Below are 25,741 nucleotides of genomic sequence, written 5' to 3' on the forward strand. Positions count from 1 at the left end.
CACACGTCGGCGATGGCCGCCCATCTTGCCGGGTGACACACTGCCGGTGGCCCGATAACGCTGCGACCACTTCACCACGGATGAGACAGCTATGTCGAACCGCTCCGCCACCACCCGGCAGCTCTGACCGTCCACAACCGCTGCGACGACTCGCTCGCGAAGATCATTCGAATAGGGTCGCGTCATGGATGCTGGCCTCCATTCCAGCATCCATGATGAATCACAAATCTGCTGATTTGGGAATCCCGCACCGATTCCGATAAGCAATGATCCGCTCTAGACAATCCAAAACGCCTCGACTGGCCCCAAGCGTGGTTCGCCGAACAATCTGGATAACCATCGCGGTTCGTGAGACTAATTTAGTCCGCGCGCGGCCGGAGGATCCAGTTTGCCGCATACCCCAGGCCCACGCCAATCGCTGCACCGACAGCTTTTACAGCAGCGTCCTCAAGCCGCGCATGCCGGGTTGGTGAAAGATACTGAAGGAACTCTATTGCGGCCGCTCCGAATATGACCAGGACAGCGCAAACCCAAAAACGGCGGGGATAGGCTACGACGAACAGGAAAGCCATTGTCGTGAAGGCGAGCGCCCGGTCATCGCGCACGGACATGACGTCGTGCGGTCGCAGACCGATCGGCGAAACAGTCACAAACAGGATGGCGGCAAGCGATAACCAAGCGGCGATCTTCAGGAGTCGGTCGAGAAGCATGTACTCAGGATAGCGAAGTGCTCCGGCTGTATCCAGTCGGGTTGGTCGGCTAAACCATGCATTTCATTGCACCAACAGGTGTTTTTGCCAACTGGATGGAGAATTCCGGCTTCGAGCATGGTGGCGCCACGGGAGATGTTCTCATTGTTTCAATATTACTACATCTGAATGTACAACTTTTGAGCGATAAAATCGACCAATTTGGGAAGTAGCGCGTTCCACCCCACACGTTCAGAATGCAGGTGTCTACAAATGGGGATTGTCGATGGCTGAGGAATATAGTCTCCGTACTGAAGACTCAGGTTGGTCTATCATCGATCGGGCGACGCACGAGCCAGCGCGCCTGGACGGTATCCCGCTGTCTGCGATGGATGCGGAGGAAGCCAAGCACATGTTGGCCATTCTCAGAGGCATTGATCGCGTGCGGACAGCTTCAAAAAGAGCGGCATCATTCGCGAACAAGAGACGCGCCAATGCGGGCCAAACCGCGGCAAGTCCTCAAATCAACGCAGATTTTGGAATGTTGAGACCCTTCAGAGGCGACTGAGCGCGCTGCGGCAGTTGCAAGCAGATATGCGGACGAGCACGAGATGAAGTCGGTGAACCAATCGACTGAAACGTCGATGGATCGTCAGATCGCGCGAAGGAAGCTGCCATTTTCGTAAGTAATGAACAGTCGTAAAATAAAGCTCGAAACATACGACTTACGAAGTCTCTTCCCACTCGGACCCTTCGGTTTCAGTGCGCCAGCCTAGAGATGCGACCCCATCAGCTTTGACCGGCCGATGCTGGTGGGCGCAGAGCGTGGCGATACGAGCGCGCAGGGCCACGGAATGTACTTGCCTGTGGCTACACCCAACGGAGTACGTGCCATCAAAGGGAAGTTGCGACACTATTGGATCATACCAGAACGATCGGTTGTCTTGGATACCCCATCACTCTTCGTCGGCTTTTCCTTGTTTGCGTCGTCGGCAAGCCAAGTCTGCATCCCGCAGTGCGATCAACAGGGACGTGAACATGAACAACAGCAAAGAACCTCAGTGGGAGCTCGACGACGAGTTCAAGACGTTAATGATTACGTTTCCGACAGATCCACCCGTCGCTTTCGTGCTTGACACCGAGGCCGTATCAAAGCTCATTGAAGGCGCCGGCCAGATCAGGGCGGAAATGCCGCCGCCTCACGACGAGACCTGGGAAGGTGGCCAAATGGTCGACGCCGTGCTTGATCCACGCTGGTACTCGGAAGCCGACGCATTGCTTGGCGAACCGCTTCTGCACATTCGCGATCCTCGCTATGGATGGCTGCACTACGCCCTGCCACGAGAATCTGCCAGAGCGCTTGGAACTCTTCTGATCCTTCAGGCTGATGAGGGCCCGGCGGACGATCAGGAGCAGCCTCGCAAGAACTGACCTCCTGACCAAATGACGGGCCTCGATACTGCTTTTTCCTGAGGTGCGACCGTTAGCCGGGTGTGGTGTTATATCTCGCAGGATGCGGAATTTGTTACGAGTCATATTTCAATATCGGCCATTATCTCATGCAAGGCCTGCCTCGCGGCAGGCCTTTTTGTTTCACGCCGTTTCTTGAGGCGATGATCAGGGGCGCGCCGACCGAAGCCTCAACTGTCGCAACCGCTGTCTTTGCCGTGAGAGGTTCTGCTACTCGGGCCATGTTTCCCGTTCGCCCGGGCAACCTGACGACAGGCGCGTCAGAAGCGCGTCGAAATGCGGCCGCAGGTCCGATTGCGCTGTTCTATCCACTTTCGCCGTTGCGCAACTTTCCCCTTGACCTTCCAGTTGCTGGAAGGTTCATAAGGGTGTCCAATGCCGCATCAGGGCAAGGGAGAATGGTATGGATCGAACGCACGACAATCACAATCACGCGCATCATGGTCATGAGCACGGCGCTTCCACTGCGGACGACGTTGTGCGCGATCCTGTATGCGGCATGACGGTCGATCCCGCGGCAGGCAAGCCCTCGCTCCGATATGACGGGCACGCCTATCATTTCTGCTCGGACGGCTGCCGGCGAAAATTCGAGGCTGCGCCACAAGACTACCTGACAGCAAAGGATCCGGTCTGCGGCATGACCGTCAATCGGGCGAACGCCCGGCATTTCCTGAAGCACGAGGGCGAAAAATTCTATTTCTGCTCGGCCGGCTGCAGAACGAAATTCGAGGCAGATCCCGCCGCCTATCGCGATGGAAACCGGCCCGCCGCAAAGCCGATGCCGAAAGGGACGCTCTATACCTGCCCGATGCACCCCGAGGTCGTCAGCGATCATCCGGGCGACTGCCCGAAATGCGGCATGGCCCTGGAACCGATGGGTATTCCACCCATCGATGAAGGTCCCAACCCGGAACTCGTGGATTTCACCCGCCGGCTCTGGGTGAGCGGTCTGCTCTCGATCCCGCTGCTTGCAATCAGCATGGGGCCGATGATCGGCCTGCCGCTGCGTGACTGGATTGGAGAGCCGCAGGCGACGTGGATCGAACTCGTTCTTGCGACACCTGTCGTCCTTTGGGCCGCCCTGCCCTTCTTCCGCCGCGCCTGGGCTTCGCTTGTCAACCGCAGCCCGAACATGTGGACCCTGATCGGCCTCGGTGTCGGGACGGCGTATCTTTATAGTGTCGTGGCGGCGATCCTGCCCGGCATTTTCCCCCACACCTTCCGCGGCCATGGCGACACGGTTCCTGTCTATTTCGAGGCTGCCGCCGTCATTGTCGCTCTGGTATTCGTGGGTCAGGTTCTGGAACTGAAGGCCCGCGAGAAAACCGGTTCGGCCATCCGTGCATTGCTTGATCTTGCGCCGAAGACCGCGCGCCGCATCAACGAGGACGGTTCTGAAACCGACGTACCGGTCGACGATGTCCGGGTTGGCGATCACGTGCGAGTTCGCCCGGGCGAGCGCATCCCGATCGACGGATCCGTTAGTGAGGGGCAGTCGACGGTCGACGAGTCGATGATAACTGGAGAACCCATCCCGGTCGAAAAACAGAAAGGCGACGCGGTTACCGGCGGTACCATCAACAAGAATGGCACACTGGTGATGGTGGCAGAAAAGGTTGGCGCCGACACGACCCTGTCGCGCATCGTCGACCTGGTCGCAAAGGCACAGCGTTCGCGCGCCCCGATCCAGGGCGCGGTGGACCGCGTTTCTGCCGTCTTCGTACCCGCCGTCGTTGCCGCGGCTGTCGCAGCCTTCGTTGTCTGGAGCCTTGGTGGCCCCGAACCGCGCATGGCGCATGCCCTGCTCGCCGCCGTTGCCGTGCTCATTATCGCTTGCCCATGTGCGCTTGGTCTTGCAACCCCCATGTCGATCATGATCGCGACCGGGCGCGGCGCTCAGGAAGGCGTTCTCATCAAGGATGCAGAAGCGCTTGAGCGCTTCGCGCGCGTCGACACTCTGATCGTCGACAAGACGGGCACGCTGACAGAGGGAAAGCCGAGGCTTACGGATGTCGTCGCGCTTGGCGGCATAGGAGAGGTTCGCCTGCTGAAGCTGGCCGCCAGCCTGGAGCGTGGATCCGAACATCCGCTGGCCGAGGCGATCGTATCGGGTGCCGAGGAGCGTGGCATTGAGCTCAGCGATGTCACCGACTTTGAAGCACGAACGGGCAAGGGTGTCGTGGGCAAGACCGGCGGGACAGTCGTTGCGCTCGGCAACGCCGCAATGATGGATGATCTCGGTACGGACATCACGCCGCTCGCCGAGCAGGTTCGGTCACTGCGCGACGAGGGCAAGACGGTGATGTTCGTCGTCATCGATCAAGGTCTCGCCGGTTTCGTGGCCGTCGCCGACAGGATCAAGCCAACCACGGCGGCTGCGATAAAGGCGTTGCACGAGCACGGCCTGAAAATCATCATGGCCACCGGCGACAACGAGCGTACTGCGCGCGCCGTTGGAAAGAGCCTCGGCATCGACGAGGTGCGTGCCGATATCCTGCCCGAAGGCAAGAAGGCTCTGGTCGACGAATTGCGCGGCAAGGGTGCCGTGGTCGCAATGGCAGGCGATGGCGTCAACGATGCACCTGCGCTCGCGGCAGCCGATGTGGGTATCGCGATGGGCACCGGTGCCGATGTGGCCATGGAAAGCGCCGGCCTGACCCTGGTCAAGGGCGATCTGACGGGGATCGTGCGCGCCAGACGCCTTGCCATGGCCACCATGCGCAACATTCGCCAGAACCTCGGCTTTGCCTTCGGTTACAACGCCCTCGGCGTGCCGCTCGCGGCGGGCGTGCTCTATCCGGTGTTTGGCCTGCTACTGTCGCCGATGATTGCCGCGGCCGCCATGAGCCTGTCGTCCGTCTCGGTCATCACCAACGCGCTTAGACTGCGGCTCGTCAAACTATAGGAGATTGCCATGAACATTGGGCAAGCATCGGAACACTCCGGACTGGCTCCGAAGACTATCCGCTATTACGAGGATATTGGCCTGATCCGCCCCGATCGGGGCGGAAACGGCTATCGCGACTATGCCGAAGCCGATGTTCACAAACTGCGCTTCCTTCAAAGGTCGCGCGGCCTTGGTTTTTCCGTCGAGGAATGCCGCCAGTTGCTGGCACTCTACGAAGACAAGGACCGGGCGAGTTCGGATGTAAAGGAACTGACGCAGGCGAAGCTGACGGAGATCGATCGGAAGATCAGGGAACTTACTGAACTGCGCCGGACATTGGAGCATCTGGTCCACGCATGCCACGGCAATGACCGGCCTGATTGCCCCATCCTTGAGGAGCTGTCGGACGCTCGGCCTGAATAAGGTCCCGCAGCTCCTTCATGTCTTTGCCTCAGCGTCATCGCTACGCCAGCCCTCCGGATTCCTACCGATCCGCGGAAAACCAAAATTTTTTTGTTGCGGCTGGAATAACTCTTCACTCGCATCCGTATACTCAGTCATGGAACGGAAAGAACGCCCATTCGATGTCATCAGCCAGCTTGCGGCGCTTCGGCGCTATGCGCGCTCGCTCGTGCGCAATTCGGATGATGCGGAAGACCTCGTTCACGACGCGCTGATGCGCGCCTACGAGAAAAAGCAGAGTTTCCGCCGTGGCGGCAACCTGCGCACGTGGCTGCTGTCGATCATGCACAATGCTCATATCGACCGCATCCGCCAGGACCGCTCCCTGGCACGCCGGCACGACGAGGCAGCGCTGGAGACCGAACAGTCTTTGCAGGCCGGCCAGGAACACGCGGTTCGTCTCCAGCAGGTACGCGACGCGTTCTTCCATCTCCCGGAAGAACAGCGCGAAGCTTTGCATCTCGTTGCAATCGAGGACCTTTCCTACCAGGAGGCGGCAGCGGCCCTCGGCATACCGATCGGCACATTGATGTCGCGCATTTCACGCGCCCGTGCCCAGCTTCGCGAGTTCGAGGAGAAGACGCCGCGCGCAGTACATCTGAGACTAATCGGAGGGAACGGCAATGAAGGCAATTGATCCTATCGTCGACGCTGATCTCGATGCTTATGTCGACGGCGAACTCGATGTGGCGCGCCGCATTCAGGTGGAATCCTTCCTGTCAGAGAACCCGGCGATTGCCGCCAAGGTCATGGCTGACCTCAGCATGAGGGGCGAATTGCGCCTTGCGCTTGCCAGCGAAAACGCCTTCGGCCGCCCGGAAACGCGCGACGCTGCTCGACGCCTGGAGCGCGGCCTCACCTATGGTCGGATCTTCCATTCGATGCAGCGGATTGCGGCTGTCGGCGTGTTCATCGCCGCAGGCTGGGTCGCCCACACTTCCTTCGGCGCGTTTACTGCGACCGAAGTAGCCGCCTCTGTGCCGGCACCGGCCTATGTCGAAGATGCAGTGCGCGCCTATCAGACGGCGCTGCTTCGCCAGTCCGTGCCGTCTCAGCCCGTCGCGAGCTACAAGGCCGAGGACATTCGCGCAGCAACTGCGATCGTCATGCCGCAATTGCCCGAGAACTGGAAGATCTCCGACGTACAGATCTTCCCGTCCGAATTCGGTCCGAGCGTCGAAATGGCGATCAAGACGCCTGAGGACAAGCAGATCTCGCTTTTTGCCGTCCGGCCGGGTGCATTTGCCGTGCAATCCGTAAAGCATGTCGCCCTCGACAAGGCCGAAGCAGCCTACTGGCAGATCGGCGAAGTGGCTTATGCGCTCGTGACCGGCGATCGCGACATAAATCTCGATGCGGAAGCCGATCGGCTTGCCCGCACCCTCTACTAGTTCGTTCAACCGAGGAGATCAGCATGAACCCCACCAATCCGCGTTTTGGCTACGGCTCGGCCGCCGGCTCTCAGGCGCTGTTCGACGAGGGCCTGCGCCGGCATATGCTGCGCGTCTACAACTACATGGGCCTCGGCCTCGTCATCACGGGCGTCGTCGCATTCATCGTCGGCAGCACACCGGCGCTCTACGTGCCGATCTTCCAGTCCCCGCTGAAGTGGGTCGTGATGTTTGCGCCGCTTGCCTTCGTCTTCTTCTTCTCGTTCAAGCTTCAGACAATGTCGGCCAGTGCGGCCCAGATGACCTTCTGGGCCTTCTGCGCAGTCATGGGCCTGTCGCTCGCATCTGTCTTCCTGGTGTTTACAGGCACGAGCATCGCACGCACCTTCTTTATCGCCGCGACCATGTTCGGCGCGACCAGCCTCTACGGCTATGTGACCAAGCAGGATCTCTCGCGCTTCGGCTCGTTCCTGATGATGGGCCTGATCGGCGTCGTCATCGCGAGCATCGTCAACATCTTCCTTGGCTCGAGCGCCCTGCAGTTCGCCATCTCGGTGATCGGTATCCTTGTCTTCGTCGGCCTGACCGCCTACGACACGCAGAACATCAAGGAACAGTATTCCGAGAATTATGATCAGGAATCGAACCAGAAGCTTGCCGTCTTCGGCGCGCTGTCGCTTTACCTGAACTTCGTCAACATCTTCCAGCTGCTGCTCAATTTCACGGGCGAGCGGGAATAGGGCTAAGCGCTTCTGGGGGCAATGGAAGCGCTAGGCACCCGGTTCGCACTCTGTGACAGGATGCGCGGATCGGGTGCTCACTAACGACAGCGGCCGGGTCTCCACGCCCGGCCGCTTTCGTTTCTTCTGAGATCAGATGATGCCCCAGGCGCGGTAGCGCCCTCGCCCGGTGATTTCCCGGATGCCGATATCATTCAGCAGATTGAGCGCGCCACGGCTCGTTATCCGCAACTCGCGGGCCACCATTGCCGAGGAAACCATCGGCCGCGACAGGACAAAATCCGCAAGCTGCGGCAGGCTGCTGTTCGAGCGACGATCCCTGAAGCGGATTTCCATCTGTGTACGCGCCAGCGAAAGCCGGTCCATTTCCTTCAAGCCCGCAGCCGCGCTTTCCGCCATCGCTTCAAGGAAGGCCTGAAGTCGCGTCAAGCGATCGCGCGAACGTCGTCGCTCATAGCGTACCGTCTTGAGGCCGGCATAGAAGGCGAAAAGGTGCGATGTGACTTTGCCGCGGGCGCGCAGATAGCTGGCAACAAGAAGCCCACCAAGCCAATGCTGACGACGAAGTGGCTCCATCCGTTCCCACGCATCAAACAGTAAGGCCGCACCAAGCGCTGGGGGCAGGCTGTCGGCGATCGAAATGGTCTTGCGCCACGCGCGAAGGCGCGCCGCCTCATCCCATTCTTCATCGTCGAAGAGACCGAGAGGGTCGTCGCTCCGCTTCTCGCGAACGCGGTCAGGCGCCTCACGCGGCTCCGGCGCACCAGGACTGCCATGGCTGTCCAATAGGCGCTGCGATCTCTCCAGGATCGCATCAATCTCGGCCAGTTCAGCGGAGAGAAGCGCATCTGCTCCATTTTCGGCATCGTCGTCTTCGACCAACGCCTTTGCGCTCCTGGTCTCTGGAGCAGCCCCCTCCCCTTGAGTGTCGCCGCCGAGGATCGACAATCCTGAACCGCTCAAGGCCCAGTCCGGCGCTGCCGTCCAGATGCGCCGTCGTGCGCGCAGGATCGAATGGGCAATCGTCAACTCGTGGCTTGGCGTTCGTGTGTCCATATGTGCGTCATGCAGGACAAGGTCCTCGACGTGAACCAACTCGCCTGCGACCCACAGAGCACCGACCGCATCAAAAAAATGCCGGCGCTCGGCAAAGCCTTCAGCGATCGCTGCGCGTGCCGCACGCTCATCGAGCCTCGCCAGGCCATCTTCGGCCTCGACAATCGTCGGCAACAGACTGACCAGCAAAGGACTGTCGATTTCATAGCGCATTGTTAGCTATTTCGATTTCCCCGCAACGGAACCCAAATCACCGTTAACTTCCGTCATGTATGACATGAGTGGAGAGCACATTCAAATCGCCGGACGACTAAATTCTCGCCTGATACTGAAGATCCAGAGCTTATTGGCAGGTTCAGTGCTGTCCCCGGCCTCGGAAGGTCATTTTCCGCCCCTGAACGCGTCGTAGAGATCGTCGAGGTGACGCGAAATATAGTCGCCAAAGTCTGCTGCATCGCCCGTCTTCAGCGTGATGGTGAACGAATCACCGGCGCTCCTGATACGGCCCTTGATCTTACCCGGCTGCTTCGGAGCCCAGTCATACTCGCTCACCGCTTGCCGCTCCGGCTTCCTTGCCAGTTCGGCGACAACGAGCTCGAAGCGTCGATCGCTGTCCTGTTCAGCGAACTCAGTGGAGCCAAGGAGCTTGCGCAGGCGCGAGGTCGTCGCATTCGTCCAACCTTGCGCAAGGGCAATCCATTTGCGCCGTCCGGCAGCCGGCGCCGCACCGATCGCTCTGATCACGTCCATCGGGATCGTCCTGGCGACCGAGATCAGTTTCGACAATTCCGTCTTGTCGGTTGAAAGCGCCTTCATGATGACGGATCGCTCGAAGCCCTTGCTCTCGAGATTGAAGGCAAAGACAGCCCGCTCGACATAGGACAGGTTGCGCCTCGCGGAGTTCTCGATACCTTGTGCAATGACGACATCAACATCGTCGAGCGTCCTGATGATCGCCTGTACCTTGCGCCCGAGCAGTCGCAGCGCCTGGAGACGCCGATGGCCGTAGACCACCTGGTAACGCGCATCGTCGTCAGGATGCTGGCGAACAAGAATAGGGACCTCCTGCCCATTTTCCTCGATCGAGCGCACCAGTTCATCGGCAAGATCCTGCGGCAGGTCGGCAAGACGATCCCTGACGAAGGACGTGTCCACGAGTTCAGGATCGAGCTCGACGACGCGCTCACCTGACAGCAGCGCCTCCTGCATCGCCCTGCTCTCTTCTTCCATGCGCCCGAGCGTCAGCGCCATCGAGCGGACCGGACCGGCCGGACCGCGCATGGGCGCTTCATCTTCCGGGTTGGCCGCGGCCAACTCCTGTGCGGTATCGTCGAACAGCCCCTTCAGTCGATCTCGTCTGCTCATGTCCGGCCCCATGCCTTGTGAATTCCGGCAAGCACCTCACCATTGGCGGCGTTCACCGACTCCAGCGCTCTGTCGTAGGTAGAACGCCGGACCTGACCCCTCTCGATCTCATAGAGCGACTGCTTCGTCAGCCCGGCATCGGCAATCGCCGTGGACTTGAGGATGGTCGCCGTCAGGACATCGTCACCAAACAGGTTGCGGAGTAGCGCAACGATCTGTGATTGCGGTGCATCGAAGGGCTCATGGCGCGTGACCACGTACTTGATGAAGTCATGCTGCAGGTCACCGCCTGCCTTGCGTACGACCGACAGCAAATCGGAGGTCATGAGCAGGAATTGCGACATCGAAGCCACGTCGACCATCTGCGGATGGATGGTGATGAGAAGCGACGTTGCGGCACAGACGGCGCCGAGCGTCAGATAGCCGAGCTGTGGCGGACAATCGATGACGACGACATCGTAGTTCGCCTCAACCTCCGAAATGGCAACGCCGACGCGCCGGAAGAACACCTCGCCGGTCCGCTGGCGATCACCGAGCGCGCGCGGCGTCTCGTGCTCGAACTCCATCAATTCGAGATTTCCGGGCACCAGATCCAGACCGTCGAAATAGGTCTTCCGCACCACGTCCTTTAGCGAGCGGCGGCTCCCGTCATAACGGATCGCACCATACAGCGTATCGCCGTCAGCAAGATCGAATTCCGGCTGCACGCCAAGCATCGACGACAGCGATGCCTGTGGATCGAGGTCGATTGCCAGCACGCGATAGCCGTTCAGCGCCAGATACTGGGCGAGGTAAAGCGTTGTCGTGGTTTTCGCCGAACCGCCCTTGAAATTCGTCACCGCAACCGTCTGCAGCTTTTCACCCGGCCGACGCCACGGCAGATAGGACAGCGCGTCCTTCGGCTTGATCCTGGCCATATGCTGTCGCAACTCGCTGATCTGGCCGAGCGTATAGGAACGCCGACCGTTTCCGGAGAGCTCCGGCTGCGGCCCCTTGCCGTCGAGTGAGAGCTGCCGCAGGTATCCGTCCGACACGCCGATCATCTGCGCTGCTTCCCCTGAAGTGAATGTCCGCAACGTCTTTTGCGACAATGGAGGGAAGAGCTTTTCGCGGAGGAGCTTCAGCTGACGAGAAAGCTGATTGGCGTGCCGCTCGATGCGGACGTCCGTCGTCGATACGCTAATGTTGTCCAAAACACCCGATCCCTATCAATGCGCTTTTCTATCAACATCGCGCTAAAAAGCGTATCGAAGATGCCATGATTCGCGAATCGCGACAACAACCGCCATGCTGGCCTTTGCCAAGTTGGCCGCGGCCAACTTCTCGCCTTGCCCCTTGCGGAGACAGGCTGGCTGCGCCAGAAACGGACAGAACCAAAGAGGAAAAGGCGTGCGTCATATCCACATCATCGGCATCGGGACAGGAAATCCCGAGCATCTGACCGTCCAGGCGATCAACGCGATGAATGCCGTCGATGCGATCTTCATTCCGACGAAAGGCGCTGAAAAGGAAGGACTTGCGGCCGTGCGCCTGGAGATCTGCAGCCGATACGTCACAAACAGCCGCACCGCCATCATTGAATTTGTGGTACCGAAGCGCGCCACCACCGACCGGACTTATCTTAAGAGTGTGGATGAATGGCATGCCGCCATTGCCGAGACCTATGTACGCCTCATCGGAGAGCTACCGGAAGGCGGCGAGGGTGCATTCCTCGTCTGGGGCGACCCCAGCCTCTATGACAGCACCATCCGCATCCTCGAGCGCGCCCGACAAGCCGGCCCCCTCGCCTTCGAGTTCAGTGTCATTCCGGGTATTACGAGCGTCCAGGCACTCGCCGCAAGCCACCGCATACCGATCAACCTTGTTGGAAAGCCGCTTGAAATCACCACGGGCCGACGTCTTCTCGAACAAGGCAGTCAGGCCGAGAGCACAGTCGTGATGCTCGATGGCGAAACCGCCTTTTCGAAGATCGATAACCCCGACGCGGAAATCTTCTGGGGCGCCTACCTCGGAACGCCGGACGAGATTACTCGGGCCGGCCGATTGGCTGACGTTGCAGAGGAGATAGTCCGGCTCCGGGCTGAAGCACGGGCGCGTCACGGCTGGATCATGGATATCTACCTGCTTCGCAAGGGACATGATTTCGACGATCTTTGACACGGATCAGGTTTTGCGATGATCACGCCGGCTATATAAGGACGTGATCGAAGGAACTGGCAGTGATGACATTGGGCGAACAAGCGGCACATAGCGGCCGGGAAGAGGCATCCTCGACCTGGCAGCGCCGTGGCGCCTGCCCGACGCTGCTGGAACCGATGCAAACCGGCGACGGCCTCCTGGCGCGGCTGCGCCCCACCGGCGGCATTCTGACTGTCCGGCAATTCATCCGGTTGGCCGAGGCCGCAAAAAATCATGGAAACGGGATCGTCGAGATCACGGCCCGCGGCAGCCTGCAGATCCGCGGCCTTCGATCAGGCTCGGTCCAGGCGCTCGCGGCCGATCTCGCGGCATCAGGCATCTCGATTCCCGCCGGCCCGGTCATCGAGCTCTCGCCCTTGCATGGCATCGGACCCGACGAGATCGGGAATCCGGCCGAGATCGAAGCCCGGCTTCGCGAAGAACTCGCTGTCGAACTGCTCTCGCCGCTACTGGCCCCGAAGCTGTCGATTGTGCTCGATGGCGGCGGCATCGGTGGCCTTGCTGCTGTCACCGGCGACATTCGCGTGAGCGCAGTTTCTGTTGGTGTCTGGCAGGTTGCGATCAACGGTGACGAACGAACGGCGCTGCCGTTACTGACAGGAAATGCCGATGAAGCAGTTCGGGCGATCGGTGAGCTTCTTCGCCTGCTTGTTCTGCTCGGCCGGCACAAACGATGCCGGGATATCGAGCGTGAATCTCTACTGTTAGCCTTTCCTTCGATGGAGGCGATGACGCTCGCAAGAGCGCCCAAGCGCAAAGATCCTCTGGTCGGCACCCTCGCCTTGCCTGACGGTTCGGCAATCCTTGGCCTCAGACCGCGCTTCGGCCAGATGCATGCCGGCGAGCTTGTTTCATTTCTTGAACAAGCCGAAGCGCTGGGCGCAACAGAAGTCCGGCCTGGCCCTGGGCGCATTTTCTTCCTGGTGGGGCTCGACGGCCAATCAGCCGCAACCGTTGCGGAGATGGCGCCCCGGTACGGACTGTCAGTCGACGGCGACGATCCGTCGATGCACATCGCCACTTGTGCCGGCGCCGGCGCCTGTGCTTTCGGCCGCTTTCAGACCAAGGCCTGCGCCGAGAGATTGGTCGCCAAAGCACCGGAACTGCTGGACGGTTCGATGACTGTTCACCTCTCCGGCTGCGCCAAGGGCTGCGCCCATCCGCGACCCGCTCTTGCCGTTGTCGGCGCAGACGATGGTTATCATCTCATGTTGGACGGCGTGGCATCGGACATTCCCGATGCACAGATTGCTGGCGGCGATATCGATTCCGCTATAGAGAAACTCGCTCGCCTCATCAAAAACGAGAGACAAGCTGGCGAATCGGCTGCCGACTGCCTTAGACGGATCGGCAAACAAGACGCCATAAAGGCGCTGCGACAGGAATAGGAATGCCTGACTACGACTACATTCACAGCGGGGACGCCATCTACCAGCGGTCCTTTGCGATCATCCGCAGCGAAGCCGACCTTTCACGGTTTTCTGTCGAGGAAGCCGATATTGCCGTGCGCATGATTCACGCATGCGGGCTCGTTGAGGCGGCAGAGCATTTTGTGTTCTCGCCAGGCTTCGTTAGCGCCGCACGCGCCGCCTTGCATGATGGCGCACCGATCTTCTGCGATGCGGAAATGGTGGCGCACGGTGTCACCCGGACACGCTTGCCCGCCCACAACGACGTGCTTTGCACGCTGCACGATCCGCGCACCGCGGAGCTTGCGAAAAAGAGCGGCAATACCCGCTCGGCAGCAGCGCTCCATCTTTGGCTGGACCGGCTGGCCGGCAGCGTCGTTGCGATCGGGAATGCTCCGACAGCCCTCTTCCATCTGCTTGAATTGCTTCGAGATGGCGCACCGAAACCGGCTGCGATCATCGGCATGCCGGTCGGCTTCGTTGGCGCGGCCGAATCGAAGGATGCGCTGGCTGAAAACTCCTATGGCGTACCGTTCGCGATCGTGCGTGGCCGTCTCGGCGGCAGCGCCATGACGGCCGCTGCCCTGAATGCCCTTGCGAGGCCCGGCCTATGACGAATCCTGGCCGTCTTATTGGCGTCGGCACCGGTCCCGGGGACCCGGAACTCCTGACGGTCAAGGCCGTCAAGGCGATCGAGGCCGCACATGTCGTTGCGTATTTTGCCAAGCAGGGCAGGGGCGGCAACGGCAAGGCGATCGTCGAGCATCTCCTGACCGCGGAAAAGATGCTGCTGCCGCTCTACTATCCGGTGACGACCGAGGTCGAAAAGACGGACGCGGCCTATCGAAACCAGATTACCGCCTTCTACGATCAATCGGCCGCCGCCGTGGCGGCTCACCTGGAGGAAGGCCGCACCGTTGCCGTGTTGAGTGAGGGTGACCCGCTGTTCTACGGCTCCTACATGCATCTGCATGTACGCCTGGCGAACCGTTATCCAACCGAGGTGATCCCGGGGATCAGCGCGATGTCCGGATGCTGGTCGCTCGCCGGCCTCCCGATCGTTCAGGGAGATGACGTGCTTTCCGTACTGCCGGGTACGATGGCTGAAGCCGAGCTGCAGCGCCGACTGTCAGACACACAGGCCGCGGTGATCATGAAGGTCGGACGCAACCTTCCCAAGATCCGCCGCGCGCTGGAGGCATCCGGACGCCTTGCCGAGGCCGTCTATGTCGAGCGAGGCACCATGGTCAATGCGGCGATGACGAAACTCGCCGACCGGCCCGACGGCGACGCACCCTACTTTTCACTGGTGCTCGTGCCCGGCTGGGAGTCTCGCCGATGACCGGCAGGCTCTTCGTGATCGGGACCGGTCCCGGCAATCCGGATCAAATGACACCGGAGGCGGCTGCGGCGGTTTCCAAGGCAACGGAGTTCTATGGATACGGACCCTATCTCGACCGGCTGAACCTCAGGTCCGATCAGCGGCGACAGGCCTCCGATAACCGGGAAGAGCTGGATCGGGCATCGGCCGCGTTGCGGGCGGCGGCAACTGGCGCAACCGTCTGTGTCGTGTCCGGCGGAGACCCGGGAGTCTTTGCGATGGCGGCCGCAGTATGCGAGGCCATAGACAACGGTCCGAAAGAATGGCGCGCGATCGACCTCGTGGTGCTGCCGGGGATTACCGCCATGCTTGCGGTTGCCGCTCGAATCGGTGCGCCGCTTGGCCATGACTTCTGCGCCATTTCGCTGTCTGACAACCTAAAGCCTTGGAATATAATAGAAAACCGTCTTGCAATGGCGGCAAAAGCGGGCTTCGTCATTGCGCTCTACAATCCGATCAGCAAGGCACGGCCCTGGCAATTGGGCAAGGCGTTCGACTTGCTGCGCTCGGACCTGCCGGCAACGACACCAGTGATTTTCGGTAGAGCTGCAGGACGCCCCGACGAACGCATCACCGTCCAGCCGCTTGCCGAAGCCGACGCGACGACGGCAGATATGGCAACCTGTGTCATTATCGGTTCGCCCGAGACAAAGGTGATCACTCGAGACGGAAAGCCGGACCTCGTCTACACTCCGCGGTTCATCGCAGGGGAAAACAGGTGATCGATCGCCGCCAGCATCGCTTCAACAGTGGCAACCGTCTCCATGGTGGCGGCTGGCGCCCGCGCGACCATGAATACTTCGATGCCGAGCTGGCGTGCAGCCTGGATCTTCGCATAAGTCGCCGAACCGCCGCTGTTCTTGGTCACAAGAGCATCGATGCGATGCGTACGGAGCAGCGAAACTTCGCTTTCAACACAGTAGGGGCCGCGATCGAGAAGGAGCTGGACGTCGGGAAGAACAAGCGGCGGCTCGACAGGATCGACGCTTCGAACGAGGTAAGAGTGCTGGGGGGCGGCTTCGGCGCGATGGGCTTCCTGGCGCCCGATTGCCAGGAAGACCCGGCGAGGGGAGGGGCCAAGCCGCTCTATCGCTTCCACGATGGTCGCAACAGGCGTCCACCGATCACCCGGCTCAGCCATCCATTCCGGCCGGCGCAAGGCCAGTGCGGGAATGCCCGCTGCAGCTGTGGCCTCACTGGCGCTTCTGGAGATGCGAGCAGCGAACGGGTGCGTTGCATCGATCAAAAGGTCGAAACCACCATCACGCAGAAAGGCGGCCAGACCTTCGGCACCACCAAAACCGCCTATGCGCAGCGGAACTGGCTGATTGGAGGGTTTCTCCGTCCGACCAGCAAGCGAGAGCAAAATATCGTACCGGCCAGTGCCCTCAAGCGCTTCAGCGAGAGCTCGCGCTTCGCCGGTGCCTCCGAGCATCAGGATGCGGATTTTGCCCATGTCTGATATGCCTTTTGCTCCCGGCCAACGCTGGCTGACTATTATCGGCATCGGCGAAGATGGTCCAGCCGGACTGGGTGACGAGGCGAAGCGGCTGATCGCTGCCGCGCCCGTCGTCTTCGGTGGCAAGCGGCATCATGAGCTAGCGGCAGGGCTCATCACCGGCAAGAGGCTCGCCTGGGAAAGCCCTTTCGAGACGTCCATTGAGGCGGTCGTGGCACTCCGGGGCTCACCGGTCGTCGTCCTCGGGTCGGGAGATCCGTTTCTCTACGGTATTGGTGCGACGCTGTCGCGCCGCATTGGTGCCGAGGAAATGCATGCCATCCCGGCGCCTTCCTCGTTCAGTCTGGCTGCAGCGCGTCTTGGCTGGCCACTGCAAGAGACGGCGACCGTTTCGCTGCATGGCCGGCCGCTGGATCTGATCCGGCCACACCTGCACCACGGAAGGCGGATCATCGTACTGACCTCCGATGGCGAGACGCCGGCGCAACTTGCGGAGCTCCTCCGCGTCACCGGCTTCGGCGAATCCCGCATGCACGTCCTCGAGGCACTTGGCGGGGATCGCGAAAGGCAGCGCAGTGGACGTGCAGATCGTCTCGACCTGGGGGAGATTGACCCGCTCAACGTTTGCGCAATCGAGATCGTGGCAGGGGAGGGGGCGCGAACGTTCGCCTTCACACCGGGGCTGGACGACGCGCTTTTTGAACACGACGGCCAGATCACCAAACAGGAGATCCGTGCGATCACGCTCGCAGCCTTGGGTCCGCGCCATGGTGAACTGCTTTGGGACATTGGCGCCGGCTCCGGCTCGATCGGCATCGAATGGATGCTCGCCGACCCGTCACTGCGGACAGTCGCCATCGAGCAATCGAGTGAACGGGCCGCACGCATCGCAAGAAATGCGGTTTCCTTCGGCGTTCCAGGGCTGGCGATCGTGGAAGGAACCGCCCCCGAGGCGCTTGCGAACCTGCCCGAGCCCGACGCGGTCTTCGTCGGCGGCGGCGGCAGCGAGGAAGGTGTGCTCGAGGCCGCGCTTCACGCCTTGAAGAGGGGAGGGCGTCTCGTTGCCAATGCCGTGACCCTTGAAATGGAGTCCCTGCTGTTTTCGTTGCAGCGGCAGCATGGCGGCACATTGACACGTATCGAAATAGCGCGCGCGGCGCCCCTTGGCGGTATGACCGGTTGGCGTCCGGCGATGCCCGTCACGCAATGGCGCTATATAAAGAAGTGAGAGAAAGCAGATGACGACAGTGCATTTCATCGGCGCGGGGCCGGGGGCAGCGGACCTGATTACGGTGCGCGGCCGTGACCTCATCGCCAAATGCCCAGTTTGTCTCTACGCGGGTTCGATCGTCTCCCCGGAATTATTGCAATATTGCCCGCCCGGCGCACGCATCATCGATACGGCACCGATGTCGCTTGATGAAATCGAGGCCGAGTACCTGCGGGCCGCCGCAGCCGGGGAGGACGTTGCGCGATTGCATTCGGGCGACCTTTCCGTCTGGAGCGCCGTTGCCGAACAGATCCGCCGGCTGGAAAAGCACGGCATCGGCTATACGATGACGCCTGGCGTGCCTGCCTTTGCGGCGGCAGCGGCAAGCCTTGGCAGGGAACTGACCATTCCAGCAGTAGCGCAGAGCCTCGTGCTTACGCGTGTCTCCGGCCGCGCATCGCCGATGCCCAACGAGGAAACTCTGGCGAAATTCGGAGCGACGGGCTCGACGCTGGCCATCCACCTGGCCATTCATGCATTGGAGCAGGTTGTTGCCGAACTGACACCGCTCTACGGCGCTGACTGCCCGGTTGCGGTCGTCGCCAAGGCGTCCTGGCCAGATGAGCGGGTCGTCCGGGGAACGCTCCGTGACATCGAGGAAAAGCTGGCCGCCGCGCCCATCGAGCGAACGGCGATCATCTTCGTCGGCCAGACGCTTGCTGCCAGCGGCTTTCGCGAGAGCTCGCTCTATGATGCGTCCTACCAGCGACGCTTTCGCGGCCGGGAGTAGGGGAGGGGACTGCGCGCCTCAGACCTCGGCGGAAAGGTAGTCCATGCTCGCCCGCAGCGCCTTTGCCGGATCTTTGAGGTCATGTACCGTAGCCGCGAACGGTTCGAAGGAAAACGGTCCGGCGTAGCCCGCCTCTATAAGGGCACGCATTTGCCCGGTATTGTCCAGGCGATCATCTGCCGCCACCAGAACGCGGTGAGGATCGCGCATATCCGCGATCGAGACGGCAGGATCGCTAACGCCGGAGATATGAACCAGCCCGGTCAAGTCAGCGAAGAGTTGTTCTTCGCCGGCAAGGTGATGATGGAAGGTGTCATGCACCAGCTTGAATGTGGATCGTCCAGCCACAGAGTCGATTGCCGCAACAGCCTCCGCCTTTGACCGGAGCGAACAAATCTCGAAGCCGAGGGGTTCGACAAGTCCCATGATTCCGGCGGCATTGAGCATCGGCTTCAACGAAGCCAGCGACTGGCGGAGATTTTCCTGCCGCTCGCCATCTGCACGACCAGTGCCATCGTTTTTCGGGACAAGAACAAGTGCGCGCGCGCCGCAAGCCTTGGCATAGTCGATCAGTTCTCGGGCTTCGTCCGCACGGGTGGCTTTCCACTCGTTGAAGCGCTGCAGCGCATTGATCGAGAGGATAGTCAGCCCGTGACGCTCTGCGGCCTGGGCAACGGTCTCGGGCGAGGTTCCATCGAGGATCGCATTGCCCGCAAGGTCGTTGCGGATCTCAACCGCATCAATGCCAAGCGACGTCGCCAACGCAAAGAAATCTTCGATCGGCAGCGACGGGGCTGCCATATGGTTGAGGGCAAAACGAACCGGCGGCATTCCTGGTCTCCTCCTAAACCTTGGTATTCACGGCGGGTGTTAGGCACCTCTCTACCCCAATCGGCTTCCTGATCCATCCACGTCGAGCAGCGAGGCCCTTTCATTCGTGACAGAAAATAGGCCAGCCATGAGAGATGCCCCTCATGGCGAGGCAACCACGGCAGCACAGGAATAATATCGGTCGGGAGCGCGCAACGAACGCCATATAAGAATAGTAGAGCAACCTCTGTATATTCGTCGATTGTTGGAAAACTAAACAGTTACTTAGGCACAACCAACGGCGTTAAGAATATATAAAATGCGATTTTCGGGCGTATTTTTGGTTAATAACGATCCAGCCTGTAACATAATTCAGGATTTTTATTCCAACGCCATTCAGTTGATACGGCCTTTTAATACTGCGTTTTTCTTTTAGTGAAACTGAATTTCAAGATTTTATAAAGATAGGTATAAATTTGTATGCCCGCCTTTCCAGCGTTAACCTTTGGAAATATTTTTGTATTGCTTATTAGCACCTATGTATGTAGCTTCTCAATAAAGTAGAAATTCGACATCGACAAAATAGTTGTTGGGCATAAGTTGGATCTCTACTTTGTGCATACTAAAGGGGATCACCACTGCGTTCAGGGGACCGTCGCAAAGTATTGCGTATACTTGATGCGAACCGTCCCCCAGCACTAAAGGGTATGAGGGCTAGTATGAATTACGTACCTTCGGAATTCGAAAATGGCAAAATCGCATTGAACAGGCTCCGGCCTGTACCGACACTCTCCAAGGCAAGCACGGAATTCGAGCATACTGAAAGGGAGCGCGGCGATGACCAGTGCCTGCTGATTATCGACGCCAGAACGCTCGAGCGCGAATGCCTTGCGGCGACCTTGAAAGCGAACGGCCTCAGCATGGGTGCTGTTGCCGTCGGCTCAATTGAAGAATGGCAGCGCAAGAAGGATACGAACCGACCCGTCGGCGCGGTCCTTCTCAACATTGCCGGCCGGAAGGCCGACGATGCCGCCCTGTCCGAAGAAATCGCTACGATCACCGCAGAGCTTGCGCCGGCTCCGGTCGTTATCCTCGCCGATGGCGATGACCTCAACCAAACCTTGAAGATGCTCCAATGCGGCGCGCGCGGTTTCATACCGACGTCCGTCGGAATTGAGGTATGCGTCGAGGCACTTGCTCTTGCGGTTGCAGGCGGCACCTTCATCGTCGCGGGTAACAGCTTTTCTCCGTCTGCAGGAGAAACTGCCTCGATCGACATGAGCCAGAAGCCGCAGCGACCGAACGAGCTCACGCGCATATTTACGCTGAGGCAAGCCGAGGTCGTACAAGCACTTCGCAAGGGAAAGGCGAACAAGATCATCGCCTATGAACTCAATCTGCGCGAAAGCACTGTGAAGGTTCACATCCGGAACATCATGAAGAAGCTGAAGGCAACGAACCGAACGGAAGTTGCTTATAAGCTGAATGATATGTTTCAGTAGCGATAGAGGCTGGGCGACCTCAACCGAGTAATTCTTGCCGCTCGTATCTCCCAGTACATAGACTCTACGTCTCGACAGATGGCGCTCAGCAAATGGCTGAGCGCCTCTGCAAATACCTTGTCCCACCTCATTCATAGCAAAAGCCGGAAATGCCGGCACTTGCCGGTGTATATCAGGCTTCAGCCCGTTCCTTTTCAGGCGTGGCGCTCATCTGTGGCTCTACACGACGCCCCAGAATCTGCCTGAATCCCTTTGCCGAAAACGGCTGCACAAGCTGAGCCAGGAAACCCTCGGCGACCGTTCCACTGATTCCGATCTCTGCAGGCGGCCTGCGCGCGGGATTGAAATAAGTGCCGAATATCTGATCCCACAGTACAAGGTTTTCGCCGTAGTTGGTGTTGCCCTCAGCCAACACCCTGGAGTGATGCCATCGATGCAATCGGGGTGTGCTGAAAATCCGGTCGAGCGGACCTGTCCTGACATCTATGTTGCAGTGGGTGAGAAGACCGATGAAGGCCGTGACGGCACTGGTCCAGAGAAAGACGGGCAAGGGCGCGCCCAAGAGATAGAGGGGGATCTGGCTAAGCGCGATCTTGAAGAGCGAATCGACGACGTGAAAGCGGCCGGTGTTGACGACCCACAGGCGCTCGACGCTGTGATGCAGGGCATGAAACCGCCACAGCGAAAGAAACTCGTGCGCGGCGCGGTGCGCAACGTAGAGACCGAACTCAGCGATGATCAACCCCAGCACGACCTGAAAGGCGACAGGCCAGTGATCCGGCCAAATTGATGTTGGCGATGTGACTGCCGGCTGTACCACGGTGGCAATCGCCATCGGGGCGGACGCGCCGATCGCCGCGGCAAGCTGCACGCCCCCCTTTGTCAGCAGCGTATGTGCGATGTCGTTGAATGTTTCGCCATCATGCTTCAGCCATTCCTGTTCATAAGGCATCAGCCGCTCGAACCCTGCGATCGCGGCCACGATCGTCAGATAGACGACGTTGAACCACAACAGCGGTGCCTCTGTGTGAAAAGCCCAACCCGCCCCGATCAATCCAGCCGCAAAAAGTGCGGGCCATAATGCCCACGACGCCGCCAAGTAAAGCGCCGACTTGCCTTCATTCATCACACGCACCCTTCTGCCTTGCGTCAGACGGCGCATGATACACCGCAGTTGCGCCCGCGAGGCAAGGCCCGATGCGACGTTCTTCCTACATCAGGCAGCGCGTTGTGTATCCAGGAAGGGCCACGACCGCATAGGCCGACGCAGCTTTGCATTACGATTTCTTGCGATTGTCACGAGGCGAGCTTCTTGATAGGCGTCACGCACAAGACGTAACTCCCGCCGCAGGCCAATGCTCCAACGATCCCCTGACCACGCCCCGAGCCCGCTCGTCGGAATTGCGCTCGCATGTTCGGGCTATTCACTTTTTGCCATCCAGGACGCAGTCGTGAAGTGGCTCGTGGCGGACTACGCTGTTCCGCAGATCCTCTTCATGCGCAGCATCATGATTGTTGTTATCGCCGGCATCATGGTCCGCCGGCTGCGGCATCCGTCAATACTCAAGAGCCCGCACCGGAAATCGCTGCTGTTGCGGGCGGGGCTCATGCTTTCGGCATGGATGGCCTATTATACGGCTGCACGCCATCTCGGTCTCGCCGAGATCACGACGATGTATTTCTCAGCACCCATCATGGTCGTGGTGCTGTCGATCCTCATTCTCAAGGAAAACGTCGGGCCGATGCGCTGGCTCGCGTGCATCGGCGGGTTCGCCGGCGTGCTGCTTGCCGCCAATCCGGCAGAAGCGCCAAGTCTCGTGCCGGCGGGGATGGTCATCTTCGCAGGCTTCTGCTGGGCGTGGAGCACCGTCCTCGTTCGTCTTGTCAGCCGCACCGAAAGCACGCTGAACCAGATGATGGCAACAAGCTTCCTGTTCGTTGTCGCCTGCGGCGCGATGCTGCCATGGCTGTGGAAGACGCCGGATCTTTTCGGTTGGGCATTGATGATCGGTCTCGGCATTGTCGCTGCAGCCGGCCAGTATCTGCTCTATGAGGGCTTCCGCCATGCCCCGGCATCAACGCTTGCGCCGATGGAATATAGCGGCCTCGTCTGGGCTTTTCTCTACGGTTATCTGATCTGGTCGGAAGTCCCGACCGTCAATGTCGTGGCAGGCGCAGTCCTCATCGTCGCCTCCAGCCTCATGCTTGTATGGTGGGAGCGCCGACAGGTGCTCTCTGCCCGCCGCCTGACGGCATAGATCATTAGCCGCGCTGTCATTGTAAGCTTCTGCGCACCTGCCTCGTTCGCCATTCGCGTATATGGACTGGCAGAGACAAGCTATTTTCGAGCCACTGCGTCAGGACGGTCAATAGCCGGGCGATCCGCCGCAGCAACGGGCGCCGGTCGCAATCATCACCCTTCTGCCCTCAGGCGGGGCTTCCGAAGAACCTTAAGAGGTGCAGCGCCATCATGCAATTCGAGAGCAATTGCATGACCGGCATAATACCAGTATAGCTCCAGATGGCGATTTCCAAGAATCTTTTTGGCAATCGATCTGTTACGGGGACAGGCATGCCAGATATGAGCTTGATCGAACTCGTCAGCAAGGAACTGAGCCTGACGGCGCCCGATGTGCCGCTTTACAAGCGGCTCAAATCGGCCCTTGAAGCTGCCATTCGCTCCAATGCCGTGAAGGCCGGCGCCGTTCTGCCGGGAGAGCGGGTTCTTGCCGAGAGCCTGTCCCTCTCACGTGTGACGGTTCGCAAAGCCTTGGCATTGCTTGAGGAAGAGGGCCTTCTCAATCGCCGACACGGCTTCAAGACGGAGGTCGGATCGCGCGTCGAGAAGTCGATGTCGACCTTGACGAGTTTTTCGGAAGACATTCGCGCTCGCGGCATGGTGGCCGGATGTGTATGGATTTCCAAGCACATAAGCCGACCTTCGCCGACGGAGATGATGGCGCTCGGGCTGTCGGCCAATGCAAATGTGATCCGCATGAAACGCGTCCGCACAGCCGATGGCGCACCTATCGCGGTCGAAACGTCAACCGTGCCGACGCGCTTTCTTCCCTCGCCCGATCTGGTCCGGGATTCACTATACGAAGCGCTTGAGGCGCGTGGCTTCATGCCGCAACGGGCAATCCAGCGCATGCGTTCGAGAGCAGCAACCAGCGAAGATGCGCGCCATCTTCATTGCGAGGTCGGCGCACCACTCTTGATGACCGAAAGACGCTGCTTCCTGCCTGACGAGCAGATCGTGGAGTACTGCGAGACACGCTACAAAGGGGACGTCTACGACTTCGTCTTCGAACTGCAGCGATAAGACCAGATACAAACTGGTTGTAATCTGGTATTTTCCTTTTATCGTGATACCGAAATGGAGTGTCACGAGTGCAACGGGAAGACATCAGGAATAGCCTTATCGTATCCTGCCAGCCGGTTCCCGGCGGGCCGATGGATCGTGCCGATTTCGTCGCTGGCTTTGCGAAAGCGGCACTGAACGCCGGTGCCAAGGCACTGAGGATCGAGTCGGTTGCCTATGTGAAAGCTGTTCGTCCCGTCGTTTCCGCTCCGATTGTCGGCATCGTCAAGAGGGATCTTCCAGACAGTCCGGTCCGCATTACACCTTTCGTCTCCGACGCCGATGCGCTTGCCGATGCTGGTGCCGACGTCATCGCCTTCGACGCGACGGATCGGCCTCGCCCGGCTTCGGTGGAGGAACTGGTCCGCATCATCAAGGCGAGGGGCAAGCTGACGATGGCGGACTGCTCCTCTCTCGATGACGCCAAGCGGGCCCTTGCCGCAGGCGTCGATTTCGTTGGCACGACACTCTCGGGCTATGTTGGCGGACCGGAACCCGTGGACCCGGACATTGAGCTCATCGCGGCGATGCGACAGCTCACGCCCTATGTCATCGCCGAAGGTCGCATCCGTTCGCCGGAGCAGGCTCTGGCGGCCGCGCAAGCGGGGGCGCTTGCGGTCGTCGTTGGTTCTGCCATTACCCGCACCGAGCATGTGACCTCATGGTTCAATGAGGCGATCGCCAAGGCCTATAATAGCGCAAACCGCGAAACCGTCCTCTCCATCGACATTGGCGGCACCAAGACGATGGCAGCACTCGTCAGCGGCAGTACCGTTCTGGAAGAGATCGTCGTTCCGACCGCGCGCGACGCTGGACCGGACGCCTGGCTTTTAAAGGTGGCCGAGAGCACGGCAAACTGGCGGAACCAGTACGAACGGATCGGGATTGCAGTGACCGGCTTTATCGAAGGCGGTGCCTGGTCGGCGCTCAATCCGGCAACGCTTTCCATTCCTGATCGCTACCCTCTGGTCGATCGCGTTGCTGCACTGTTTGGCAAGCCTGCTTTTGCCGTAAACGATGCGCAGGCTGCAGCCTGGGGCGAATACAAGTTCGGGGCGGGGTCAGGTGATGATCTGGTCTTTTTGACGATCTCGACCGGTATCGGAGGAGGGGTTGTCATCAACGGCAAGCCGCTGTCGGGGCTTGCCGGCCACTTTGGCCTGATCCGGTCACCATCGCAGGGACAGGCTCCCTTCGAAGATCAGACGTCCGGCAGATGGATTGCGAGCGAGGCCCTGAAGACCAGCCACCCGATCGACGCCGTCGAGGTTTTTGAGCGCGCGCGCAACGGTGAAACTTGGGCAGCCGATATCATGTCCCTTTCGGCCAATCGCGCCGCGACGCTCTGCCGGGATATCCAGCTGATGTTCGATCCCGATGTGATCGTGATCGGCGGCGGCATCGGCCTGGCGGAAGGCTATCTCGATCTGATGCGCAGCCATCTGTCTGGCATGTCACCTCGGCTCACTCCGCGTCTGGTGGCTGCAAAGCTCGGCCGCCGCGCCGGTATCATTGGCGCTGCAGATCTTGCTGGTGAGGGCAGGTAGCGGCGGGCGAATG

Annotated in this window: 25 protein-coding genes; 17 read left to right on the forward strand and 8 right to left on the reverse strand. The window is 60.0% G+C overall.

The features are described from left to right. The coding region (locus tag AF71_RS24840; RefSeq protein WP_169683671.1) for a helix-turn-helix domain-containing protein at nt 1-186 on the reverse strand (186 nt) is incomplete at its 3' end. Nucleotides 187-359: 173 nt separating this feature from the next. Next, nucleotides 360-710 (reverse strand): VanZ family protein, encoded by a 351-nt coding sequence (locus AF71_RS24845; protein WP_169683672.1) that lies wholly within the window; start codon nt 708-710, stop codon nt 360-362. A gap of 1,017 nt (nt 711-1,727) precedes the next feature. Between AF71_RS24845 and AF71_RS24850 the strand changes: the two genes are divergently transcribed. From AF71_RS24850 to AF71_RS24875, 6 genes are all read left to right on the forward strand, one after another. Beyond that, nucleotides 1,728-2,120 carry a hypothetical protein gene (locus AF71_RS24850; protein ID WP_169683673.1) on the forward strand — a complete coding sequence of 131 codons (393 nt, stop codon included), beginning with the start codon at nt 1,728-1,730 and terminating at the stop codon, nt 2,118-2,120. A 442-nt stretch (nt 2,121-2,562) separates the two neighbouring features. Then, nucleotides 2,563-5,064 (forward strand): heavy metal translocating P-type ATPase, encoded by a 2,502-nt coding sequence (locus AF71_RS24855; RefSeq protein WP_169683674.1) that lies wholly within the window; start codon nt 2,563-2,565, stop codon nt 5,062-5,064. Between the two features lie 9 nt (nt 5,065-5,073). Beyond that, nucleotides 5,074-5,469 (forward strand): Cu(I)-responsive transcriptional regulator, encoded by a 396-nt coding sequence (cueR, locus tag AF71_RS24860; protein ID WP_169683675.1) that lies wholly within the window; start codon nt 5,074-5,076, stop codon nt 5,467-5,469. Nucleotides 5,470-5,605: 136 nt separating this feature from the next. Next, nucleotides 5,606-6,145, forward strand: coding sequence for a sigma-70 family RNA polymerase sigma factor (locus tag AF71_RS24865; protein WP_018856709.1), 540 nt, complete (start codon nt 5,606-5,608; stop codon nt 6,143-6,145). After that, nucleotides 6,132-6,899 carry an anti-sigma factor gene (locus AF71_RS24870; RefSeq protein ID WP_169683677.1) on the forward strand — a complete coding sequence of 256 codons (768 nt, stop codon included), beginning with the start codon at nt 6,132-6,134 and terminating at the stop codon, nt 6,897-6,899. The genes AF71_RS24865 and AF71_RS24870 overlap by 14 nt, the downstream gene beginning before the upstream one ends. A gap of 23 nt (nt 6,900-6,922) precedes the next feature. After that, nucleotides 6,923-7,639 (forward strand): Bax inhibitor-1/YccA family protein, encoded by a 717-nt coding sequence (locus AF71_RS24875; protein WP_113469890.1) that lies wholly within the window; start codon nt 6,923-6,925, stop codon nt 7,637-7,639. Between the two features lie 132 nt (nt 7,640-7,771). On the opposite strand, the gene AF71_RS24880 is transcribed toward AF71_RS24875, so the two are convergent. The 3 genes from AF71_RS24880 to repA form a co-directional block, all read right to left on the reverse strand. Further along, nucleotides 7,772-8,908: an RHE_PE00001 family protein gene (locus AF71_RS24880; RefSeq protein ID WP_169683678.1), complete on the reverse strand. Its 1,137-nt coding sequence runs from the start codon at nt 8,906-8,908 to the stop codon at nt 7,772-7,774. Nucleotides 8,909-9,076: 168 nt separating this feature from the next. Continuing rightward, the gene (gene repB, locus AF71_RS24885; RefSeq protein WP_169683679.1) at nt 9,077-10,060 is read right to left on the reverse strand and encodes a plasmid partitioning protein RepB; all 984 of its coding nucleotides are present in this window, start codon (nt 10,058-10,060) and stop codon (nt 9,077-9,079) included. Continuing rightward, on the reverse strand, nt 10,057-11,253 hold the full coding sequence (repA, locus tag AF71_RS24890) for a plasmid partitioning protein RepA (protein WP_169683680.1): 1,197 nt from the start codon (nt 11,251-11,253) through the stop codon (nt 10,057-10,059). The genes repB and repA overlap by 4 nt, the downstream gene beginning before the upstream one ends. A gap of 196 nt (nt 11,254-11,449) precedes the next feature. Here repA and cobF point away from each other — a divergent pair, with 196 nt between their 5' ends. The 5 genes from cobF (at nt 11,450) to AF71_RS24915 (ending at nt 15,771) form a co-directional block, all read left to right on the forward strand. Further along, nucleotides 11,450-12,217 (forward strand): precorrin-6A synthase (deacetylating), encoded by a 768-nt coding sequence (cobF, locus tag AF71_RS24895; RefSeq protein WP_169683681.1) that lies wholly within the window; start codon nt 11,450-11,452, stop codon nt 12,215-12,217. Nucleotides 12,218-12,282: 65 nt separating this feature from the next. After that, nucleotides 12,283-13,647 carry a precorrin-3B synthase gene (gene cobG, locus AF71_RS24900; protein WP_169683682.1) on the forward strand — a complete coding sequence of 455 codons (1,365 nt, stop codon included), beginning with the start codon at nt 12,283-12,285 and terminating at the stop codon, nt 13,645-13,647. Nucleotides 13,648-13,649: 2 nt separating this feature from the next. Further along, the gene (locus tag AF71_RS24905; protein ID WP_169683683.1) at nt 13,650-14,282 is read left to right on the forward strand and encodes a precorrin-8X methylmutase; all 633 of its coding nucleotides are present in this window, start codon (nt 13,650-13,652) and stop codon (nt 14,280-14,282) included. Then, nucleotides 14,279-15,010 carry a precorrin-2 C(20)-methyltransferase gene (locus AF71_RS24910; protein WP_169683685.1) on the forward strand — a complete coding sequence of 244 codons (732 nt, stop codon included), beginning with the start codon at nt 14,279-14,281 and terminating at the stop codon, nt 15,008-15,010. The genes AF71_RS24905 and AF71_RS24910 overlap by 4 nt, the downstream gene beginning before the upstream one ends. Further along, nucleotides 15,007-15,771, forward strand: coding sequence for a precorrin-3B C(17)-methyltransferase (locus AF71_RS24915; protein WP_169683687.1), 765 nt, complete (start codon nt 15,007-15,009; stop codon nt 15,769-15,771). The genes AF71_RS24910 and AF71_RS24915 overlap by 4 nt, the downstream gene beginning before the upstream one ends. On the opposite strand, the gene AF71_RS24920 is transcribed toward AF71_RS24915, so the two are convergent. Continuing rightward, nucleotides 15,735-16,505, reverse strand: a complete 771-nt coding sequence (locus tag AF71_RS24920) for a cobalt-precorrin-6A reductase (protein ID WP_169683688.1) — start codon at nt 16,503-16,505, stop codon at nt 15,735-15,737. The two genes, AF71_RS24915 and AF71_RS24920, sit on opposite strands and share 37 nt — an antisense overlap. On the opposite strand from AF71_RS24920, the gene cbiE reads away from it, so the two are divergent. Next, nucleotides 16,504-17,736 (forward strand): precorrin-6y C5,15-methyltransferase (decarboxylating) subunit CbiE, encoded by a 1,233-nt coding sequence (cbiE, locus tag AF71_RS24925; protein WP_169683690.1) that lies wholly within the window; start codon nt 16,504-16,506, stop codon nt 17,734-17,736. The two genes, AF71_RS24920 and cbiE, sit on opposite strands and share 2 nt — an antisense overlap. A gap of 10 nt (nt 17,737-17,746) precedes the next feature. Further along, on the forward strand, nt 17,747-18,508 hold the full coding sequence (gene cobM, locus AF71_RS24930) for a precorrin-4 C(11)-methyltransferase (protein WP_169683691.1): 762 nt from the start codon (nt 17,747-17,749) through the stop codon (nt 18,506-18,508). Between the two features lie 18 nt (nt 18,509-18,526). Here cobM and AF71_RS24935 read toward each other — a convergent pair whose 3' ends face one another. Beyond that, nucleotides 18,527-19,339 (reverse strand): TIM barrel protein, encoded by an 813-nt coding sequence (locus AF71_RS24935; RefSeq protein ID WP_169683692.1) that lies wholly within the window; start codon nt 19,337-19,339, stop codon nt 18,527-18,529. Between the two features lie 698 nt (nt 19,340-20,037). Here AF71_RS24935 and AF71_RS24940 point away from each other — a divergent pair. Further along, complete coding sequence (locus tag AF71_RS24940) at nt 20,038-20,820, forward strand: response regulator transcription factor (RefSeq protein WP_169683693.1); 783 nt, start codon at nt 20,038-20,040, stop codon at nt 20,818-20,820. Nucleotides 20,821-20,992: 172 nt separating this feature from the next. On the opposite strand, the gene AF71_RS24945 is transcribed toward AF71_RS24940, so the two are convergent. Next, on the reverse strand, nt 20,993-21,946 hold the full coding sequence (locus AF71_RS24945) for a sterol desaturase family protein (RefSeq protein ID WP_210258383.1): 954 nt from the start codon (nt 21,944-21,946) through the stop codon (nt 20,993-20,995). Between the two features lie 229 nt (nt 21,947-22,175). Between AF71_RS24945 and AF71_RS24950 the strand changes: the two genes are divergently transcribed. From AF71_RS24950 to AF71_RS24960, 3 genes are all read left to right on the forward strand, one after another. After that, nucleotides 22,176-23,078 (forward strand): DMT family transporter, encoded by a 903-nt coding sequence (locus AF71_RS24950; RefSeq protein ID WP_113469903.1) that lies wholly within the window; start codon nt 22,176-22,178, stop codon nt 23,076-23,078. Nucleotides 23,079-23,392: 314 nt separating this feature from the next. Beyond that, nucleotides 23,393-24,142: a GntR family transcriptional regulator gene (locus AF71_RS24955; RefSeq protein WP_169683695.1), complete on the forward strand. Its 750-nt coding sequence runs from the start codon at nt 23,393-23,395 to the stop codon at nt 24,140-24,142. 68 nt (nt 24,143-24,210) lie between these two features. Further along, entirely contained in the window at nt 24,211-25,728 is a 1,518-nt protein-coding gene (locus tag AF71_RS24960; RefSeq protein ID WP_169683696.1) for a putative N-acetylmannosamine-6-phosphate 2-epimerase, read from the forward strand. Nucleotides 25,729-25,741 lie beyond the last annotated feature (13 nt).

The organism is Rhizobium sp. 57MFTsu3.2 (assembly GCF_012932765.1).
GTDB classification, from domain to species: Bacteria; Pseudomonadota; Alphaproteobacteria; order Rhizobiales; family Rhizobiaceae; genus Rhizobium; species Rhizobium altiplani.

What these genes read in the sequence shown, in the direction of transcription:
- AF71_RS24845 (WP_169683672.1), bottom strand. Translation starts at nt 710, where the DNA reads ATGCTTCTCGACCGACTCCTGAAGATCGCCGCTTGGTTATCGCTTGCC.
- AF71_RS24850 (WP_169683673.1), top strand. Translation starts at nt 1,728, where the DNA reads ATGAACAACAGCAAAGAACCTCAGTGGGAGCTCGACGACGAGTTCAAG.
- AF71_RS24855 (WP_169683674.1), top strand. Translation starts at nt 2,563, where the DNA reads ATGGATCGAACGCACGACAATCACAATCACGCGCATCATGGTCATGAG.
- cueR (WP_169683675.1), top strand. Translation starts at nt 5,074, where the DNA reads ATGAACATTGGGCAAGCATCGGAACACTCCGGACTGGCTCCGAAGACT.
- AF71_RS24865 (WP_018856709.1), top strand. Translation starts at nt 5,606, where the DNA reads ATGGAACGGAAAGAACGCCCATTCGATGTCATCAGCCAGCTTGCGGCG.
- AF71_RS24870 (WP_169683677.1), top strand. Translation starts at nt 6,132, where the DNA reads ATGAAGGCAATTGATCCTATCGTCGACGCTGATCTCGATGCTTATGTC.
- AF71_RS24875 (WP_113469890.1), top strand. Translation starts at nt 6,923, where the DNA reads ATGAACCCCACCAATCCGCGTTTTGGCTACGGCTCGGCCGCCGGCTCT.
- AF71_RS24880 (WP_169683678.1), bottom strand. Translation starts at nt 8,908, where the DNA reads ATGCGCTATGAAATCGACAGTCCTTTGCTGGTCAGTCTGTTGCCGACG.
- repB (WP_169683679.1), bottom strand. Translation starts at nt 10,060, where the DNA reads ATGAGCAGACGAGATCGACTGAAGGGGCTGTTCGACGATACCGCACAG.
- cobG (WP_169683682.1), top strand. Translation starts at nt 12,283, where the DNA reads ATGACATTGGGCGAACAAGCGGCACATAGCGGCCGGGAAGAGGCATCC.
- AF71_RS24905 (WP_169683683.1), top strand. Translation starts at nt 13,650, where the DNA reads ATGCCTGACTACGACTACATTCACAGCGGGGACGCCATCTACCAGCGG.
- AF71_RS24910 (WP_169683685.1), top strand. Translation starts at nt 14,279, where the DNA reads ATGACGAATCCTGGCCGTCTTATTGGCGTCGGCACCGGTCCCGGGGAC.
- AF71_RS24915 (WP_169683687.1), top strand. Translation starts at nt 15,007, where the DNA reads ATGACCGGCAGGCTCTTCGTGATCGGGACCGGTCCCGGCAATCCGGAT.
- cbiE (WP_169683690.1), top strand. Translation starts at nt 16,504, where the DNA reads ATGTCTGATATGCCTTTTGCTCCCGGCCAACGCTGGCTGACTATTATC.
- AF71_RS24920 (WP_169683688.1), bottom strand. Translation starts at nt 16,505, where the DNA reads ATGGGCAAAATCCGCATCCTGATGCTCGGAGGCACCGGCGAAGCGCGA.
- cobM (WP_169683691.1), top strand. Translation starts at nt 17,747, where the DNA reads ATGACGACAGTGCATTTCATCGGCGCGGGGCCGGGGGCAGCGGACCTG.
- AF71_RS24935 (WP_169683692.1), bottom strand. Translation starts at nt 19,339, where the DNA reads ATGCCGCCGGTTCGTTTTGCCCTCAACCATATGGCAGCCCCGTCGCTG.
- AF71_RS24940 (WP_169683693.1), top strand. Translation starts at nt 20,038, where the DNA reads ATGAATTACGTACCTTCGGAATTCGAAAATGGCAAAATCGCATTGAAC.
- AF71_RS24945 (WP_210258383.1), bottom strand. Translation starts at nt 21,946, where the DNA reads ATGAATGAAGGCAAGTCGGCGCTTTACTTGGCGGCGTCGTGGGCATTA.
- AF71_RS24950 (WP_113469903.1), top strand. Translation starts at nt 22,176, where the DNA reads ATGCTCCAACGATCCCCTGACCACGCCCCGAGCCCGCTCGTCGGAATT.
- AF71_RS24955 (WP_169683695.1), top strand. Translation starts at nt 23,393, where the DNA reads ATGCCAGATATGAGCTTGATCGAACTCGTCAGCAAGGAACTGAGCCTG.